The sequence below is a fragment of the Bacteroides sp. AM41-16 genome (genome assembly GCF_003603495.1).
In the GTDB taxonomy this organism is placed as follows: Bacteria; Bacteroidota; Bacteroidia; order Bacteroidales; family Bacteroidaceae; genus Bacteroides; species Bacteroides uniformis.
The window spans coordinates 12,229-31,024 of sequence record NZ_QTNE01000028.1 but is presented as its reverse complement, the minus strand read 5'-3'; the positions used below and the strand labels follow the sequence as shown (position 1 = coordinate 31,024).

The following is an 18,796-nucleotide window of genomic DNA, read 5'->3' as shown; positions in this document are numbered from 1 at the left end:
AATTATATCAGAAGAATCAGTAATAGGAAGCAATTCAATCTTAGAACAATTAGAAAGTATAATTGCAAAAATTGAACTATCCAAACCAACGGGTCAACTGCAAAGCATTACTGATATTCCCAATAATACTGGTAATAGTTTCAATATTTTTAGGAAACTTAGATTTCAAAGAATCAAGTTCAAGCAAAAGCTTTTCAAAATTCTTTTTTATAAGCTCCTCTTGGGCTACAAACCCTCCTCGGAGAGCCATATCGCTTGCTTCTACGTTGAGAGAAATTATAACATCTCCCCCAATAGTATAATTTGTAGCACTTATAAGATTTAAACGATTAAAATAGTCTAAAATAGCTCTTATTGTATCACTGGAGCAATTTAGCTCATTGGCTAATTGTATAATGTTAAAAGTATAAGTTACATCATTATGACTAAGCAGATTGTTCAATACTTTATCTTTTAATTCGGGAGTTATCATAGTTTATATGTGTTTTGATTTTACAAAAGTATGATTAAAACTTCTAAACTCCAAATGATATAGTTGTTAAAAGATAATGTTTAAAAGCATGAGTGTTCTTTTACATATTGATTGGTCTTATGAAGCGAAATGCAGATGTTAATAAGTATTGCTTCATTCTCTTGGATAGTTACGAACTTATTGATTGTATTGTACTTTATTTAATAGTATGACTATGAAAAAGACAGATAAACAATTAATATTCTCTAAGTTATTTCCTGACGAGGAGAGTTGCATTAGATACTATGAGGACAAAAGATGGGGTGGAAATCCGGTTTCTCCGTTTGACCCTTCATCTAAAGTTTACAAGTGTCGCAATGGGAAGTATAAATGCAAGAATACTGGTAGATACTTTGACGTGAAAACGGGAACTAAATTTGCTAACACAAAGTTACCACTACGATATTGGTTCTATGCAATGTTCTTGTTTCTATCGCACAAACGTGGCGTTTCTTCTTGTCAGTTAGCGAGAGATTTGGATATTACTCAGAAATCAGCATGGAAAATGCTTCAAAAGATTAGGGAAACAATGGGAGTTGAAAATGAACATAAATTGAAAGGAGAAGTTGAGATTGACGAAACCTTTGTTGGGGGCAAGAATAAGAATCGGCATAAGGATAAGAAAGTTGAGAAATGTCAAGGTCGTTCTTTCAAGGATAAAGTTCCGGTATTTGGAATGCTGGAAAGAAACGGTCATTTAGTAGCAAAGGTAGTGCCCGATACCAAAGTAAGGACACTACTCCCTCTGATAAAAGGATATGTTAAATCTGGCAGCGTTATATATACTGACGGCTGGGACTATGGAGGAATAACCAGTGATTACATTCAAAGGTCAGTAGACCATGAGAAACATTACTATGGCTCTACCTACACAACAGATAAGGGAGAAGTCATACAAGTAAGTACAAATGGCATTGAAAATGCTTGGTCGCACTTCAAAAGAATGATAATCGGAACATATTACTCAGTTAGTAAAAAGCACCTCCAGCGATATATTGACGAATATGTTTTCAGATTTAATACCCGAAACATTAGTGATATTGAGAGATTTAATTACTTTTGTCTAACATTTATAAACTATCATGGCTAAAAAGAAAAAAGAAAAGGAAACAATTAAGGAGGCAGAAGTCACAGCCTCAGAGAAGGAGTTTAATACACTCCTTATGAAAATGAGCGTACCTCAAAAAGACGATAAAAAAGAGCATGATAAAGATATGAGATATTTGGAAAGTTCCAAATAAAGGAGTAATTTTGTATTGCATTAATTAAGTAGTTAATGCTTCTTATGAAATTATAGCTCAATCGCCTTCTGAATCACCACCTCGGAATATAACGAGCTATGAACCAATACATATTGGGTGAGTTGTACCTATTTAGGCGCAGACTTCCCCATAATGTATTGTGGTTTGTGGTGAACCAAGAAGGCGTATGGCAATAGTCTGCGCTTTTCATACTCTTACGTTAGGTTATTGCCCAATGATATGAAGTTGAGTATTAACCAATAAGAATAAGAGAATGGAGGAAAACACATTAGTATTTATTGTGATGATTACAATAATTGTAGTTGTTATAAGTATCGTTCAAGGATGGGGTCAAAATCAAAATGTAATAGATGAACATGAGTTATTTAAAAAACAGTTTGAAAGTGAATATGGCTCTCCTTCGCTTGAAATACGTAACACATGGCGTCCAAACACCAAAGACACCATACTGGTTTTCTCTAATTCGGAGAAGATAGTAATCAATGAATGTGTACACGCATTTTCTGATATTATAGACTTTTCTGTCAATGAGAAAAAATCTTATAAATCCAGTACATCAACTGGTAGTATAATCGGTCGTGGGATAGTCGGTGGTGTCCTTCTTGGCGGTGTAGGAGCATTAGCAGGAGCGACTACAGCAAAAAAGAATACTATAGAAAAAGTGGACGGTTATACCATTCGTATAACAATGCGAGGATTTGATAAGCCAGATATTAAAATTCATACCATGTTTGAAGATTATATGGAAGAAGTCACAAGCGTTTTGAAGAAAGTCATTGACTACAACGAAAAAAAGTATAATATATGATTTACATAATAGTCTAATTATAAACATAAGTTATACCCACCCGGCTTAGGGTCGGGTGGTATATAACTGCCGATGTTTTTTACATAAAGATAATATGCTGCTTCAGTATAGCTGATATTTGTGTCCTCAGCTGATTGGCATTGATAGGTTTAGCCATATATGCGTCGAAGCCGTTTTCCATGACCTGCTGTTCATCAGAAGCATAGGCAAATGCGGTGACGGCTATGATGGGGACTTGTGTAGAGTATTTGCGTATTTCCCTGGTCGCTTCGTAACCATTCATCACCGGCATGTTGATGTCCATCAAAATAAGCTGCGGGTCGTATTCCCTGAACATACTCACGGCTTCCTGCCCATTCCATGCATGTATCAGATTGTAGTCTTTTCGTAGGATGGACTCAATCAACCGGAAGTTGCTGTCATGGTCTTCGGCAACCAAGACGGTGATTTTCTGCTTTTTTACTTTTATAGGTTCGGTCTTGCTTTCTGCCTGCCAGATGCGGCTTGTCGGCACATAGGGGAGGGTGAACCAGAAGGTAGAGCCTTCGCCGGGCTTGGAAGTCAGTCCGATATTGCCTCCCATGTGCTGTACCAACATCTGGCAGATGGATAATCCCAGTCCGGTGCCTTGGGCAAAATTGTTGAGCTTGACAAAGCGGCCGAATATGCTCTCTTGTTTGTCTTCGGGGATACCGCATCCCGTATCGGATACGTAGAAATAAAGCATCTTGTCGTCTTGCAGCTTGTAGCCAAAACGGATACTGCCTTCTTGGGTAAACTTGATGGCATTGGTCACCAGATTGATGACGAGTTGAGACAAGCGGTTACGCTCGGAATGAATGTGGCATTCGGGCAGTCCGGGCTCAAAGGAGAGGGTGACATTCTTTTCGGGCGATAGCTTCAGGCAGAGCAAACTTTCCAGCTCTCTCATCACTTTGTTCAATTCAAAATCCGTATCAATGAATTCCATTGTGCCTGCTTCTATCTTTGACAAGTCCAGAATGTCACTGATGAGTTGCAGCAGCAAAGTATTGTTGTTCTCAATGATGCTGACGTATTCTTGTTTTTCTTCCTCCTCTTCGGTGGAAGCCAATATTCCGGAGAATCCCACAATGGCATTGAGCGGCGTACGGATTTCATGGCTCATGTTGGCGAGGAATGCGGATTTCAGTTTATTCGACTCTTCCGCACGGTTCTTGGCGGAAACCAGTTCCGTCTCCATCTTTTTCCGTTCGGTGATAACCAGCGAAGAGCCCACCAGGGTCAGCGGCTTATTGTTCTCGTCGTAGGTTTCTACGGCGGCCTGGGCCTCCACCCAGTCGAAGTGTTTGTGTCCGTCGGCATGATTGATGACGCGGTATTCCTCCTTGACTTTCTGGATACGTCCCTCAATCAGGTCTGTATAGGCTTGTTTCACTTTTTCCAGGTCTTCCTTGTGTATTTTGGAGAAATACTGGCTGTCGGGTACGGACAGCTGTTCATCGTCCATGATACCGGCATTATTGCTGAGCTCTATCGGCTTGTTGACATCGCAGAGTATGGTGTGTGTCCGGAGGTTCCATTTCCATGGTACGATGTTGGCAACGTCGAGTGCCATGGAAAGTTTCCGGTTTGTCGACCTCAACTGTATTTGGGTGTGGTGCAACTCGGTGCTGTCAACGCAGAAGACGTGCATGTATTCGCCATTGTCGCTTGCCTTGACTACAATGTCGTAGAAAGTGTCTATCTTCTTGTAATAATAGGGGAAAGTTACGGAACGTTTCTCCTTCAATGCGATATTCATGAAATGGAGGAACTCGTTCATGGATTCGGGAAATAATTCGCTTCCCCGCTTGCCGACAGCCTCTTTGCGCATGATAAATCTGTCTTCGAAGAAATTGTTGACATCTATATATAAGGTGTCAGTAATGCGCCCTTTTTCATCTTTTATAAGTTTCTCATACATGTATAGGATGGGCATGTTGTTTATCAGATTTCGGTATTTGAGATTGCTGTCCAGTTGTTGCTGCTGTAATCTTTTGATTCTACTCAGTGACTGTAGGCGGAGATATTGGAAAAAGAACAGCAGAGTTATGATTGCGGCAGTGATACTGATAATGACATATTCGTACTTCTCCCAGAAGGTGGGAGGCATGTTGTAGAATATGGTACCCTTGGGGCATAGCTTCGGATTCAGGTCACGCTGCAGAAGGGATTTATAGTTGAATACGGGGGCTCCGTCGTCGGGATAGTATAACGGGATGTTGCGTGCCGGGGTACCATCCAATATCTTGTGGATGGTTTCCAGTAGCCGGGCATTATATTTCTCTTTGTTGTAAATGTAGCCGCCTACAATCCCCCCTTCTTCTTCAATACCGATGGCCCTTAGCGAAAACAAAGGGATGGGGGCGGTAGAGATGACCCGGTGGGAATTACTCCTCATGATATTGTCATGGGGAGAGCTCTTGTACAGCCAGGATGAAAAGATGACTCCGGTAGTATGGGGATTCACGTGGTTCAGTATATTGAAAAGGCTGTCCGTTCGGATGTCCTTCGCACTAAGGAACTGGTAATCCAACTCCGGATACTTTTCACGGATAATCTCGGACAAGTCATAGTCGTTCTGCTGGCAGATGTATGTTTCATCCCCTATATACATGACCTTATCCATTTTGGGGATGAGTTGCTTCATGAGTTGCAGGTTCTCGTTCAGGTATACACTGGATTGCATTAAGGTCAGATTGTACTTCTTCTGTAGGTCACTGATGGGAATACGCTCTGTGCGGGGCAGGGCGTGCTCGCGTATCATTGTTTCCTTAGGACCGGTATAATCCCTCTCACCACATAATATCATGGGGATATCGGGCCACTGCCGGTTCAGTTCATCGCACATGATGAAACTTCCGCATCCGATAAGCACGATAAGTTTAGGGTTCTTGTAACTCTTGAACAAGCTCTCTTTGAATGTCTTCAGTTTATTTTCCTCGTCAAGTGTCAGCATTTTCATGTGTGCGGTGTATACTCCGATGTGGCTGTTCTGTGATGCCATGTTCACAATGGAGGTGATGAAATCATTACTCCAGGGATTGGCTTCTGTATAAGTGTTGATTATCAGAATATCGTCGACGTCTGTTGCGGGAGATTTTCCATATAGGGTGTCTGTGCAGGTGAACGAGCAGAGTATTGCAATTACTGTTCCCAGTATGTATTTCATATCCTTTGGACCGTTTTAATGTTTGCTATTGTGAAAATTCTTACAAATGTAGGGGTTTCCCGGTGGATAGACAAAGAAAAAGATGAATTTAAGCGGGATATGGAAAAATAAAGCGGAGCAACATATTGAAATGTCACTCCGCTTCTCATTGAGATGTTGAAAGATGTGTTTTCAGGAGATTTAGTTGTTTTCTTTTTTAATGTCTATGGTCATGAACCGTTCACCGTCATATAGACTTTTGACACGGATGTTCAGCCCTTTTTTCTCTTTCAGTTGTTCCGCTATATTGTCCAGCTTGAAGGAGGCCAGTCCGGTGCCCAGCGTGAGCTGGCTGTCATTGTAGGCATTGTGGCGGAATTCGAGATTGACGTAATCCGGTTTGTCGTTTTCGCCGGTGGATGCTTCATTGATGACCAGGTTCAGCATGTGCTTCTTATCTTCGTTGTTGCTGTGGTAGAATTGATATTTGATGTTCAGATACTCGCCCGTAATCCATAAATCCGTGGCGTTGATGTTGTCGTCTCCGATACTGTCTGCCTTTTCGGCAGGCATGGAGTAGATGTCTTTGGTCAGAATGTTTTCGATGTGCTTTATTTGGGCATTATATTCGTAGCCTGGAAGTTTCTCTTCCAGTTCGCGGAAGTAGATGAAAGCCCTCTGGCCGTCTATTACGGCATAGTCGTGAACATAGGTTGTGTCACTGGGATATAGTTTACTGCCTTCGTCCAGTGAGAAATAGTAGTCTTTTCCTTCGATGACCTTTACCGTACCTACGGCGAACAAAGTGTCATATTTGTCATCCCAATCGTCCAGGCATGATTGCAATACAATGGCAGTCAGGAATAAAAGCATGGATGCTGCCAATGTCATTCTCAGTTTCTTCATAAGTGGTAGGTTTTAGCTCTTTTTCTGTTTAAAACTTATTTTTGTATTCAAAAAATGCGGTGAAAAGCTAAATACTGCGTAGTATACTGTTAAAGAAATGAAAGTATGATTTTCTTCTCTGCCTGATGCAGTATTTTTGCGCCGATTGCATTTATAGGGTAAACACGTGTTAAAAGAGAGAATGGAAGAACAGGAATTGGCAGAACGCTGTAGGCAAGGAGACAATCTTGCCCGCAAAGAACTGTATGAGCGCTATGCGGGACGCATGCTCAGCGTATGCCTCCGTTATGCAGGTGACCAGGAGACTGCCCAAGACCTGATGCATGACGGTTTTCTGAAACTTTTTGATTCTTTCGATAAGTTCACTTGGCGGGGAGAGGGTTCTCTGCGGGCATGGATGGAACGCGTAATGGTGAATACGGTGTTGCAGTATTTGCGGAAAAATGATGTGATGAATCAGTCATCGGCCTTGGAGAATGCACCCGAAGCTTATGAGGAACCGGAAGGTTCGTCAATAGATGTCATTCCTCAAAAGGTACTGATGCAGTTTATCAGTGAATTGCCTGCCGGCTATCGTACCGTATTCAACTTATATATTTTTGAAGAGAAATCCCATAAGGAGATTGCTCGACTATTGGGAATTAATGAAAAATCCTCTGCCTCGCAGTTGACGCGTGCTAAAGCGACTTTAGCGGCAAAAGTACGTGAGTGGATGAAAAGAAATGATTAAATGAAGGAACGTATGGAAGATGAATTGTGGTTGAAAAAGATAAAGGACAAGCTGGAAGACTATTCCGAACCGCTGCCGGTTGCCGGATGGGAGCGGTTGGAGAAGGAATTGTCCGTTTCCGGAGCTCCGATAACCGGACCGCATAGGATGATACCTTTCCGTCGCTGGGCGGTGGCCGCGGCAGCTGTGTTGCTGGTGGCGGTTTCGTCCGTCAGTCTGTGGCTGTTGCAGAGTCCGGTAGGGAATGAAATGCGGCATACGTCAGTGCCCGCTTTGGCTGTGGCTCCGGACGTCTTGCCGGAACAGACAGTACCTGCCATACGGACTAATTCCATAGAGCCTGCTTATCGGGCACATGGAAATGCATCGGCGCCCAATAAGGAGGCAAGTCACCCTTTGGTTGCACAACATATCAGAATATCGGTTGGCGAAGAACAGCAGGAGGAAATGCTGCCGGTTGAAACTGCAGATGAGGTTGTCGGTATTGGACAGCAGGCGGAAGAACCGGTAGTGGAAGATACGGACCATGAAACTACAATGCAGACCGAGGAACCGGAGACAAGGGAAGACCGCTATCGTCCGTCAGGCCGGGACAAACTGCATCTTCCGGAAAAAAACAGTTCTGGTAGGGATGCTAAAGGATGGGCGGTTGGCTTGTCCGTAGGAAATACGGGAGGTTTTTCATTGGCGAATGAAGGGGAAGCGAATGTGATGTCGGACTACATGCCTGGAAGTCCTATTTATGGCGGTAACGTAGATTTATCCTCTACGGCCAATGGCATTGTTACTATTCCCGACGGGCAGGAACTGGTTTTTAAGGATGGTATGCCCTATCTGCAAAGACGCGAAAAGAAAATTGCGGATATAGACCATAAACAACCGCTCAGTTTCGGTGTTTCGGTGCGGAAAAACTTGGCGAAGGGTTTCTCTGTGGAAAGCGGGCTGACGTATACCTATCTTGCTTCTGACGTAAGGTATGAGGGCAGCTCGGAAAAGATAAGCCAGAAGCTGCATTATATTGGCATTCCGGTACGGGCCAACTGGAACTTTGTGGATGCAAAGAACTTTACGATGTACGTTTCGGCGGGGGGTGCCATTGAAAAATGTGTGTATGGCAAGATTGGTACTGAGAGTGAGACTGTGAAACCGGTACAGCTTTCTGTCATGGGTGCTGTCGGTGCCCAGTATAACATAAGCAATAGGGTGGGCCTGTATGTGGAACCGGGAGTATCTTATTTCTTTGATGACGGTTCGTCGATACAGACTATACGCAAGGAGAACCCGTGTAACTTTACGTTGCAGGCCGGTATACGTCTTACTTATTGATAGCAGGACAGACATGTTTTTGTCCACTTTCTTGTAGATTCAGAATTTTCTTAATAACTTTCGGCCGTGTTTCTTCGTTGGTGGATGAAGGGACACGGTTTTTTATTGATTGAGAAGAAAGAAAGTAGGTCGGGACATGCCCGGCAATATAACAAACACGTAGTAAAATAGACAAAATGAAGATTAAAAAGAAAGTAGCCTTAAGCGGGCTATTGCTTTGTTGTGCAATCACGGCAAAAGCACAAGTGTGTATTACTCCCCAGGTGGAGCAGCGTGCCAGGGAGTTGGTTTCTCAAATGACGCTGGAAGAAAAAATCGATTACATTTCCGGTCCCAAATCTTTTTATATCCGGGCTGTACCCCGGCTTGGCATACCCGAAATCAGGATGGCCGATGGTCCGCAAGGCATACGTAACAATACTCAAAGTACCTTGTATCCTTGTGGCATCTTGTCGGCTTCGACATGGAACCGTAAGTTGGCTAGAGAGCTGGGACATGGTTTGGCCCGGGATGCAAAGGCCCGTGGGGTAAGTATTCTGTTGGGGCCTGGAGTCAATATCTACCGCTCTCCTCTATGCGGGCGAAACTATGAGTATTTTGGTGAAGACCCTTATTTGACGGGCGAAACTGCTAAAGAATATATCTTGGGAGTGCAGGAAGAGGGAGTTATGGCTACGGTGAAGCATTTTGCGGCCAATAACCAGGAGTGGAGCAGACATCATGCCAGCTCAGATGTGGATGAACGCACGCTGCAGGAAATTTATTTTCCCGCGTTCCGAAAAGCTGTGCAGGAAGCAGGAGTAGGGGCGGTCATGGATAGCTATAATCCGCTGAACGGGGTACATGCCACCGAAAACAGCTGGCTGAACATTGATGTATTACGCAAGCAGTGGGGATTTAAAGGTATCCTGATGTCTGACTGGACATCTGTATATTCCGGTGTGGGAGCCGCTAATGGAGGGTTGGATTTGGAAATGCCCGTCGGTAAATTCATGACCAGGGAAATTCTTATTCCGGCAATAGAGAATGGTATCGTGAAGGAAGAGACCATTGACGCCAAAGTCCGGCATATACTCCAGACATTGATTGCTTTTGGAGCACTTGATACTCCGAGAGAAGATAAATCTATCGATAAAGACAATGCACAGTCTAAGGAAATTGCACTTGACTTGGCGAGAGAAGGAGTAGTCTTATTGAAAAATGATAACGGTACGTTGCCTTACCGGAACGGTAGAACATTGGTAATCGGGCCTAATGCCGATATTATTCCCACAGGAGGAGGAAGCGGATTTGTCACCCCTTATTCGGTAGTGTCACTCTATGACGGTATGGTTCAGTTGAAGGGCGGCAGACAGATAGAGCTGCTGTCTGACAGCATTCTTTATAAGGATATGTCCCAACAGATTTATACGGATGGCAGTTTTACGCAAAACGGTTTTAAGGGCGAATATTATAATACTCGTAATCTTACCGGAGAACTCTTTCAAGCTGCCATAGAGCCTGCCATAGACCATGCCTGGAAATACGGTGCACCGTTCGACGGCATGCCGGTAGATCAGTTTTCTGCCCGTTGGACGGGAGTTTACAAGGCTGACAAGGATGGAACTGTCAAGTTCCAGCTGGCTGGCGATGACGGATACCGTCTGTTTGTAAACGATAAGCTGATTACCGGAGATTGGGGGAACCATTCATTCAGTACCCGCAGTGCATTTATGCAGGTCAGTGCAGGGGAGATATACCGGTTGCGTATTGAATATTTTGATAATGTGGGTGAGGCGACTGTCAGTTTCCAGGCAGGAATGATGGATGAGGAGCGTTTGGCCTCTTCACTGAAGCATGCCAGGAATGTTATTGTATGTGCCGGGTTCAACAGCAGTACAGAAGGTGAAGGGTTCGACCGTCCGTTTGCATTGTCATACGGGCAGGAATATCTCATTAATAAAGTGGCTTCACTTCATGATAATGTGGCTGTGGTGGTGAATGCCGGAGGTGGAATAGATTTCCGCAATTGGGGGCAGAGTGTACAAGCTATTTTGATGGCATGGTATCCGGGGCAGGAGGGTGGAAAGGCCCTTGCCGAAATCATTACGGGCAAGCTTTCGCCAAGTGGCAAACTACCAGTCAGCATCGAGGAAAAATGGGAAGATAATCCGGTATATGGTAATTATTATGACAATCGCAATGTACCTCATAAACGGGTGCAGTATGCCGAAGGTGTTTTCGTAGGTTATAGGGGATATGACCGGAACGGAAAGCAGCCGCTCTATCCTTTCGGGTATGGACTGTCATACAGTAGTTTTGAATATAGTAATCTGAGTGTTGAGAAGACGGGGGGAAGCCGGGTTACGGTAAGCTTTGACATCAAGAATACCGGAAAGATGGATGCTGCGGAAGCGGCTCAGGTATATGTGCGGGATGTGGAATGTTCTGTTCCGCGTCCATTGAAGGAGTTGAAAGGCTACGATAAGGTTTACTTGAAGAAGGGTGAAACCAAGCGCGTTCGGATATTGCTGGATGAGGAAGCCTTTGCCTACTATGATGTGGAATCACATCGGTTTGTAGTGGAAAAGGGGACTTTTGAGATTCTGGCAGGTCCTTCTTCAGCTGATTTACCATTGAAGGCAACTGTTGTTTTATGATAAAATAAATATCAAAACAAGAATGGCAGTATGAAAAAGATAATAATACTGATGGTTTGTCTGTGGGGACTTGGTAACACCTTTACCTCGGCACAAACTACGGAGAAGGAGAAATTCATCTCAAGCTTGATGAAGCAGATGACGCTGGATGAAAAGATAGGCCAGCTTGCACAATGCACCTACCGAGGGAATTTTACCGGACCCGACGGTGGAAATATTCCTAAAGAAGAGTATGTCCGGCAAGGCAGAATAGGCTCTATGCTGAATGTGATAGGAGTAAAGGATATACGCCGTTATCAAGAGCTTGCTTTGCAATCGCGTTTGCGCATTCCTTTAATTTTCGGACTGGATGTTATCCACGGCTATCGTACCGGATTTCCGCTTCCGCTTGCCGAGGCTGCAAGTTTCGATTTGGCCATGATTGAGGAAGCTGCACGCTACAATGCTTTGGAAAGTGCCGCCGATGGTTTGAACTGGGTTTTTGCCCCGATGGTGGATATTTCGTGGGACGCACGTTGGGGACGCGTCATGGAAGGGGCCGGTGAGGACCCTTATTATGGTTCTCGGGTAGCGGAGGCGCGTGTCAGAGGCTTGCAAGGAGACGATTTGGCAGACACGACGACTGTCATGGCATGTATGAAACATTTTGCCGGATATGGTGCACCGATAGCAGGAAAGGAGTATAATAGTGTGGATATGTCAATGGGCCACTTTGCCAATTTTTATATGCCTCCCTATAAGGCGGCCATAAAGGTAGGAGCAGCTACCGTGATGAGTGCTTTCAATGATTTTAATAATATTCCTTGTACTGCCAATGATTTCTTGCTCAACCGGCTATTGAGAGAGCAGTGGGGATTTAAGGGATTTGTTGTGTCCGATTATAATTCGGTAGAGGAATTGGTGAACCACCGTTATGCTGTTGACAAGAAAGATGCCGCAGCCAAAGCGCTGAATGCTGGTCTGGACATGGAGATGGTAAGTACCTGCTACTTGACTTATCTGAAGGAGCTTGTTCAAGAAGGGAAAGTAAAGGAGAGTGTGCTTGATGATGCAGTACGGCGTATATTGGAGAAGAAATATGAGTTGGGATTGTTTGAGGACCCTTTTCGCTACTGTAATCCGGAAAGAGCGGCCAGAATACTCAATGCGCCCGAAGTCCGTAATGCTTCGCTCCGTATGGCCGAGCGTTCCGTTGTATTGCTGGAGAATAGGGAATCTGTGCTTCCGTTGACGGCACAGACGAGGAAGATAGCCTTGATAGGAGGACTCTCAAAATCCCAGTACGATATGGCAGGTGCTTGGGCTGCCACTACGGACCGGAACAAAGTGGTGACCTTATATGATGCATTGGTCCGGAAAGGACTGGAGGTGAGCTATGCTGAAGGCTATGATATGAAGAGCAATCAGTTGACCGGATTGCAGGAAGCATTACAGGCTGCTGAGGCTTCGGATGTCATTGTTGTGGCGGTAGGCGAGAGATTCGGTCAGAGTGGCGAGAAGGCTTCCAAAGTGAATATAGCCATACCCGAGGGGCAGCAGAAACTGGTGTCGGAACTGGCAAAGACTGGAAAACCTGTCATTGCTCTTGTCATGTGTGGGCGTCCGGTAATCTTCAATGAGATAAGGGAACATGCTGATGCGGTACTGTGTACTTGGTGGCTGGGAAGTGAGGCCGGCAATGCCATATGCAATGTGTTGTGGGGAGAGTATAATCCTTCGGCTAAATTGCCCATGACATTTCCTGCACACGTAGGACAGATTCCCATTTATTATCAGAATAAGAGCACCGGCCGCCCTACCGCATTGAAACAGACCTATAAGGCATCTTATATCGATGCTTCCACTGAGCCTGCCTATCCTTTCGGATATGGGCTTTCGTACACGGATTTTGGATATTCTGATTTGAAACTGCTGCCGGGCAAGGCTGCAGGCGTCCATACGGAGGTGTCGGTAAAAGTGACTAATACCGGTAAGTGTGCAGGAGAGGAAGTAGTTCAATTGTATGTGCAGGATAAGGTAGCCTCTGTTACGCGTCCGATAAAGGAATTGAAGGGCTTCAGGAAAATTCATCTGAATGTGGGTGAAAGCAAAACTGTAGCTTTTCAGATAACTGACGATGCACTGGGATTCTATGACAATGAGATGAATTATATGGTAGAACCTGGTGATTTCGTCTTTATGGTGGGTGGCAGTAGTGATGATGTACAGCAGATTACCTATAACTTGAAAGAATAGGATTCTTACCCTATAAATGAAAAGCAAGGCTGTCTGGAATCATATCCGGACAGCCTTGCTTTTCTGTTTTAGTTGGTTATCACATTCGTGAAATACTCTTTGAACAGTTTTTCTGCCCGTTCCAGTTGTTCCGGAGTATTTTCCTTCACTTCTTTCAATTTGTAATCCCATCCCATGGCTTCGTATTTGTGAACGCCCAGACGGTGATAAGGAAGTATTTCCACCCGTTGTATCTGCTGGTATTTGCCAAGACTTTCACCCAGCAGGCGGGTGTCTTCTTCCGAATCGCTGTAACCGGGGACCAGTACATAGCGCAGCCAGAAGGGGTGTTCATGTTCTTCGAGCCAGGCAGCGGTGCGGAGTGTCTGTTCGTTGCTTCGTCCCGTCAGCGTACGGTGGCGTTCGGGATTGAATTGCTTGATGTCCAGCAGCACGAGGTCAGTCAGGCTAAAGAGCTCTTCCACCTTTTCATTCCAGATGCCTCCGTTACTGTCCAGACAGATATGGATGCCGTTCGCCTTCAGCTCCTTGAAAAGAGGAATCAGCGCTTCTGCTTGCAGGGTAGGCTCACCGCCGGAGAAAGTAATACCTCCTTTCTTCCCGAAGAATGCCTTTTGGCTGATAGCCATTTGCAGAATCTCTTCCGGAGTGGTGGGAGTGCCTCCTTTTACATCAATCGTATCCGGATTGGCACAATACAGACAACGGAACGGACATCCTTGCAGGAAAACGACGAGCCGGAGACCCGGCCCGTCGAATGTTCCCATACTTTCGTAGGAGTGTACATTTATCATATTACATTCTTTCGTGGAATGAACGGCTGATGACTTCCAACTGATGCTCGCGGCTCAACTTCACGAAGTTCACGGCATAGCCGGAAACGCGGATGGTGAGTTGCGGATACTTTTCAGGATGTTCCATGGCATCTTCCAGCATTTCGCGGTTCAGTACGTTTACGTTCAAGTGGTGGGCACCTTTGGTGAAGTAGCCGTCCATCATGGTTACCAGGTTCTCTACACGTTCTTCCGGTGTCGGGCCCAGTGATTTGGGAACAATGGAGAACGTATTGCTGATGCCGTCCTGCGAGTCGCGGTAGCGCAATTTGGCTACGGAGCTCAAGGAAGCGATGGCACCGTTCTTGTCACGTCCGTGCATTGGGTTGGCACCCGGAGCAAAGGCAACACCTTTGGCGCGTCCGTCCGGAGTGGCACCGGTCTTCTTGCCGTACATCACGTTGGAGGTGATAGTCAGCAAGGAAAGGGTGGGACGGGCATTCTTGTAGACAGGCAGCTTTTTCAGTTCTTCGCTGAAATAGTAAACGAGGTCTACTCCCAGGTGGTCCACACGGTCGTCATTATTGCCGAAGCAGGGGAATGAACCTTCAGTGTCGAAACCTTCGGTCAGGCCGATTTCGTTGCGGCGTGCAGTGACTTTGGCGTATTTGATGGCAGACAGTGAGTCTATGGCGATGGAAAGGCCGGCAACACCGTATGCCAGATTGATGCGTGGGTCGGTATCGATGAATGCCATCTGGGCTTTCTCATAATAATACTTATCATGCATGTAGTGGATGATATTCATGGCCTCGTTGTAGACACGGGCTATTTCAGTCAGTACCTTCTTGTAGTTGGCCATAACTTCCTCAAACTTCAATGTCTCACCGGTCAATACGGGAATACCTTTCACCATGACAGTTCCGGTATTTTCGCAACGTCCACCGTTGATGGCGAGCAGCAGGGCCTTGGCAAGGTTGGCACGTGCGCCGAAGAACTGGATTTGTTTGCCGATGGCTTGGTAGGATACACAGCAGGCGATGCCGTAGTCGTCGCAGTTGCGCACTTCACGCATCAGGTTGTCGTTTTCGTACTGGATGGAGCTGGTATCTACAGAAACTTTGGCGCAGAAATCCTTGAAGCCTTCCGGCAGTTCGGGACTCCACAATACGGTCAAGTTCGGTTCCGGAGAAGGACCGAGGTTGTATAGCGTCTGCAAAAAGCGGAAAGAAGTCTTGGTGACCTTCACGCGTCCGTCATTGAAGCGTCCTCCGATGGCTTCGGTCACCCAAGTCGGGTCACCGGCAAAGATATCATTGTATGATTGCATACGCAGATGGCGTACCATGCGCAGCTTGATGACGAACTGGTCTATCAGTTCCTGTGCAAACGTCTCATTGATTTTTCCGTGAGCCAGATCGTATTCAATGAATATATCGAGGAACGAAGATACGTTACCCAGTGACATGGCTGCTCCGTCCTGCTCTTTGATGGCAGCAAGATATGCCATGTATACCCATTGCACGGCCTCTTGAGCTGATGTAGCCGGATGGCTGAGGTCGAGTCCGTAATATTCGCCCATAACCTTGATGTCCTTCAAAGCTTTGATTTGTTCTGCCACTTCTTCGCGTAGACGGATGCGTGCTTCGGTCATCGGGCCGGTGAGGTTGCGCAAGTCCTCCTGCTTGGCTTCAATCAGACGGTCGATGCCGTAGAGAGCCAATCGGCGGTAGTCGCCGATGATACGTCCGCGGGCATAGTTGTCGGGCAATCCGGTAAGGAATCCCAGTGAGCGGAAGGAACGGATTTCTTCGGTATATACATCGAATACGCCGTCGTTATGTGTTTTGCGGTAATGGGTGAAGATGTCTTTTACTTTATCGTCCACTTCCACTCCGTTTTCACGGCATGCTTTTGCTACCACGTTGATGCCTCCGAAAGGTTTGATGGATCGTTTCAACAGTTCATCAGTCTGCAAACCGACAATAAGTTCATTGTCCTTATCAATATACCCGGCTTTATGAGAAGTGATGGTAGATACGGTGGTATTGTCCAGTGAACGGACGCCATTGTTGTTCCTTTCTTCTTCGAGAGCCTTCAGACAGATGTCCCAGATACGTTTGGTACGTTCGGTAGGTCCCTGCAGGAAAGATGCATCTCCGGTATAGGGTGCGATGTTTTTACTGACGAAATCACTGACATTGATTTCTTTATTCCAAAGCCCATTGGTAAAGGTTTTGTTCAATTCCATAAAATTTGTTTTTGTTAGTAGGTTAGATAATGTTATCCTTTAGAGCGCGCAAAAATACTGAATAAATTCCGTAATTTTATAAGAGATACTTCTCTTTTTATGTTGAACAGCATAAAATAACTATTATTAGGTAGTGAATGTCCGGGGGAGTAGAGATGTTAATACTTTCTTTATATGTGGTTTATGAATTGAAACAAGAACCGAATAATAATCTGCATTATTTACAAATGATGTAGGTTTAAGGAACAGTCGTATTCTGAACCTAATTCAGTCGTATAGTGAATGCCATTCAGTCGTATACTGAATAGGGTTCAATCGTATACTGAATGTGGCTCTTTGTAAATATACTGATAGCCAGTAAGTTATAAAACTCTGTCTTGCCCTTGATAAATTTCAACAAATAGCCTAAATGCCGTTATGTTCGTTCCGTAGTGGGTATAAACAAGAATTTTGGTATAATTGCTCTGTTTTTGTGCAGAAAAGTTTGTAGAATAAAAAATGATTTGTATCTTTGCACCGCTTTAAAAGAAAAGCACTTCTGAAAAAGAAGTTTTGGAGAGGTGGCAGAGTGGTCGATTGCGGCGGTCTTGAAAACCGTTGTGCTGCGAGGCACCCGGGGTTCGAATCCCTGTCTCTCCGCTGAACGTGCTGGACAGAAATGGTCAGCAAACGGACAAAAAGCTACAAATCAATGATTTGTGGCTTTTTTTATTGCCCGAAAGTCCTGCTTCCAAGACTTCAAAAGTACGGTAAAAGACAAAGTTTCGTTACTAAATCGTTACCTATTCCCCGCCGGACAAAAACGGTAACGATTTGTCCATAAATGACCTGATAATGACTTGATTAGTCCATAGTCTGCATAACTCGAAAACGAGAGGTAAAAATTAATTTTGCAACTAAAAAAAGTGAGTTATGAAATCGACATTCAAGGTTCTTTTTTATTTGAAGAAAGGTTCTGAAAAGAAAAACGGCGAGGTTATGATTATGGCACGCATCACCATAGACGGCAAACTTTGCCAGTTCAGTACGAAACAGAGCATCCAGCCCGACAACTGGAGCATTACTGCGGGCAAAGCCAAAGGCAGGGATGCCGGGAGGATAAACGCCCTTTTGGACGACATACGTTCTTCCCTGAATACCATTTACCACGAAATGCAGCGGCGTGACAATTACGTGACCGCCGAGAAAGTGAAAAACGAGTTCTTGGGACACAGCGAGAGCCACGAAACAATCCTTTCATTGTTCCAAAAGCACAATGACGATGTGAAGCAGCTTGTAGGCATATCCAAGACGATAGCGACCTACCGCAAGTATGAAGTGACCCGCCGCCACCTCGCTGAATTTATCCAAAGCAAGTACAACGTATCGGACATATCCATAAAGGAGATAAGCCCGATGTTCATTACCGATTTTGAGTTGTATTTGCGTACCGCCTGCAAGTGCGGCTACAACACCACCGCCAAGTTCATGCAGTTCTTCAAGCGTATCATCATCATCGCCCGTAACAACGGCATACTGGTGGGCGACCCTTTCGCCAGCTACAAAATCCGGCTGGAAAAAGTGGACAGGGGTTATCTGACAGAGGACGAGATTAAAATTATCCTTAAAAAGAAAATGGTTTCCGAACGGCTGGAACACGTCAGGGACTTGTTCGTCTTTTCCTGTTTCTGCGGTCTGGCATACAGCGATGTCGCCAATTTGCGGCAGGAGAATATCCAAAAGTCTTTTGACGGCAACCTTTGGATAATCACCAAGCGGGTAAAGACCAACACGGACGTGAATGTCCCCCTGCTGGATATTCCCAAGATGATTTTGAAGAAGTACAAGGGCAAGTTGCCGGACGGCAAGATACTTCCCGTAATCAGCAATCAGAAGCTAAACGCCTACTTGAAAGAGATTGCCGATATATGCGGTATTAAAAAGAACCTGACATTCCACCTTGCCCGGCACACGTTCGCCACGACCACCACGCTGTCAAAGGGCGTACCCATTGAAACGGTGTCCAAGATGCTGGGACACACAAACATAGAAACTACGCAAATCTACGCCCGCATCACCAACAGCAAGATAGGCAGCGATATGCAGGGGCTTGACAAGAAGTTTGTCGGCATTGAGAAGATTTACAAGGAAGTTGCCATGTAATCTTGATTATATGGAACTGGTCACAATTTGTGACCAGTCCT

The 18,796-nt window shown here is 45.1% G+C and carries 13 protein-coding genes and 1 tRNA gene; 9 read left to right on the top strand and 5 right to left on the bottom strand.

The features are described from left to right. Positions 1 to 76: 76 nt before the first annotated feature. Positions 77 to 472 (bottom strand): hypothetical protein, encoded by a 396-nt coding sequence (locus DW896_RS19505; protein ID WP_117713543.1) that lies wholly within the window; start codon positions 470 to 472, stop codon positions 77 to 79. A gap of 214 nt (positions 473 to 686) precedes the next feature. Here DW896_RS19505 and DW896_RS19500 point away from each other — a divergent pair, with 214 nt between their 5' ends. The 3 genes from DW896_RS19500 to DW896_RS19495 all read left to right on the top strand — a co-directional run bounded on the left by DW896_RS19500 (position 687) and on the right by DW896_RS19495 (position 2,581). Continuing rightward, entirely contained in the window at positions 687 to 1,601 is a 915-nt protein-coding gene (locus tag DW896_RS19500) for an IS1595 family transposase (protein WP_117713590.1), read from the top strand. Then, positions 1,594 to 1,752 carry a hypothetical protein gene (locus DW896_RS21560; protein ID WP_165852979.1) on the top strand — a complete coding sequence of 53 codons (159 nt, stop codon included), beginning with the start codon at positions 1,594 to 1,596 and terminating at the stop codon, positions 1,750 to 1,752. The genes DW896_RS19500 and DW896_RS21560 overlap by 8 nt, the downstream gene beginning before the upstream one ends. Positions 1,753 to 2,026: 274 nt before the next feature. After that, positions 2,027 to 2,581, top strand: a complete 555-nt coding sequence (locus DW896_RS19495; protein ID WP_117969056.1) for a hypothetical protein — start codon at positions 2,027 to 2,029, stop codon at positions 2,579 to 2,581. Between the two features lie 79 nt (positions 2,582 to 2,660). Here DW896_RS19495 and DW896_RS19490 read toward each other — a convergent pair whose 3' ends face one another. Beyond that, complete coding sequence (locus DW896_RS19490) at positions 2,661 to 5,774, bottom strand: ATP-binding protein (protein ID WP_009038169.1); 3,114 nt, start codon at positions 5,772 to 5,774, stop codon at positions 2,661 to 2,663. 180 nt (positions 5,775 to 5,954) lie between these two features. Next, complete coding sequence (locus tag DW896_RS19485) at positions 5,955 to 6,659, bottom strand: NigD-like protein (protein WP_005832500.1); 705 nt, start codon at positions 6,657 to 6,659, stop codon at positions 5,955 to 5,957. Between the two features lie 181 nt (positions 6,660 to 6,840). Between DW896_RS19485 and DW896_RS19480 the strand changes: the two genes are divergently transcribed. The 4 genes from DW896_RS19480 to bglX all read left to right on the top strand — a co-directional run bounded on the left by DW896_RS19480 (position 6,841) and on the right by bglX (position 13,589). After that, a complete protein-coding gene (locus DW896_RS19480; protein WP_009038170.1) occupies positions 6,841 to 7,389 on the top strand; it encodes an RNA polymerase sigma factor in 549 nt (182 codons plus the stop codon). Positions 7,390 to 7,401: 12 nt separating this feature from the next. Beyond that, complete coding sequence (locus DW896_RS19475; protein WP_369739474.1) at positions 7,402 to 8,715, top strand: porin family protein; 1,314 nt, start codon at positions 7,402 to 7,404, stop codon at positions 8,713 to 8,715. A 176-nt stretch (positions 8,716 to 8,891) separates the two neighbouring features. After that, on the top strand, positions 8,892 to 11,354 hold the full coding sequence (locus tag DW896_RS19470; RefSeq protein WP_005832495.1) for a glycoside hydrolase family 3 protein: 2,463 nt from the start codon (positions 8,892 to 8,894) through the stop codon (positions 11,352 to 11,354). Between the two features lie 30 nt (positions 11,355 to 11,384). Further along, on the top strand, positions 11,385 to 13,589 hold the full coding sequence (gene bglX / locus DW896_RS19465) for a beta-glucosidase BglX (RefSeq protein ID WP_005831660.1): 2,205 nt from the start codon (positions 11,385 to 11,387) through the stop codon (positions 13,587 to 13,589). A 68-nt stretch (positions 13,590 to 13,657) separates the two neighbouring features. Here bglX and pflA read toward each other — a convergent pair whose 3' ends face one another. Continuing rightward, positions 13,658 to 14,383: a pyruvate formate-lyase-activating protein gene (gene pflA / locus DW896_RS19460; RefSeq protein ID WP_005831659.1), complete on the bottom strand. Its 726-nt coding sequence runs from the start codon at positions 14,381 to 14,383 to the stop codon at positions 13,658 to 13,660. Between the two features lies 1 nt (position 14,384). After that, a complete protein-coding gene (pflB, locus tag DW896_RS19455; RefSeq protein WP_005831658.1) occupies positions 14,385 to 16,613 on the bottom strand; it encodes a formate C-acetyltransferase in 2,229 nt (742 codons plus the stop codon). 554 nt (positions 16,614 to 17,167) lie between these two features. On the opposite strand from pflB, the gene DW896_RS19450 reads away from it, so the two are divergent. Continuing rightward, positions 17,168 to 17,252 (top strand) — tRNA-Ser (locus tag DW896_RS19450). A 273-nt stretch (positions 17,253 to 17,525) separates the two neighbouring features. Beyond that, on the top strand, positions 17,526 to 18,755 hold the full coding sequence (locus DW896_RS19445) for a site-specific integrase (RefSeq protein WP_007478215.1): 1,230 nt from the start codon (positions 17,526 to 17,528) through the stop codon (positions 18,753 to 18,755). Positions 18,756 to 18,796: the final 41 nt, after the last annotated feature.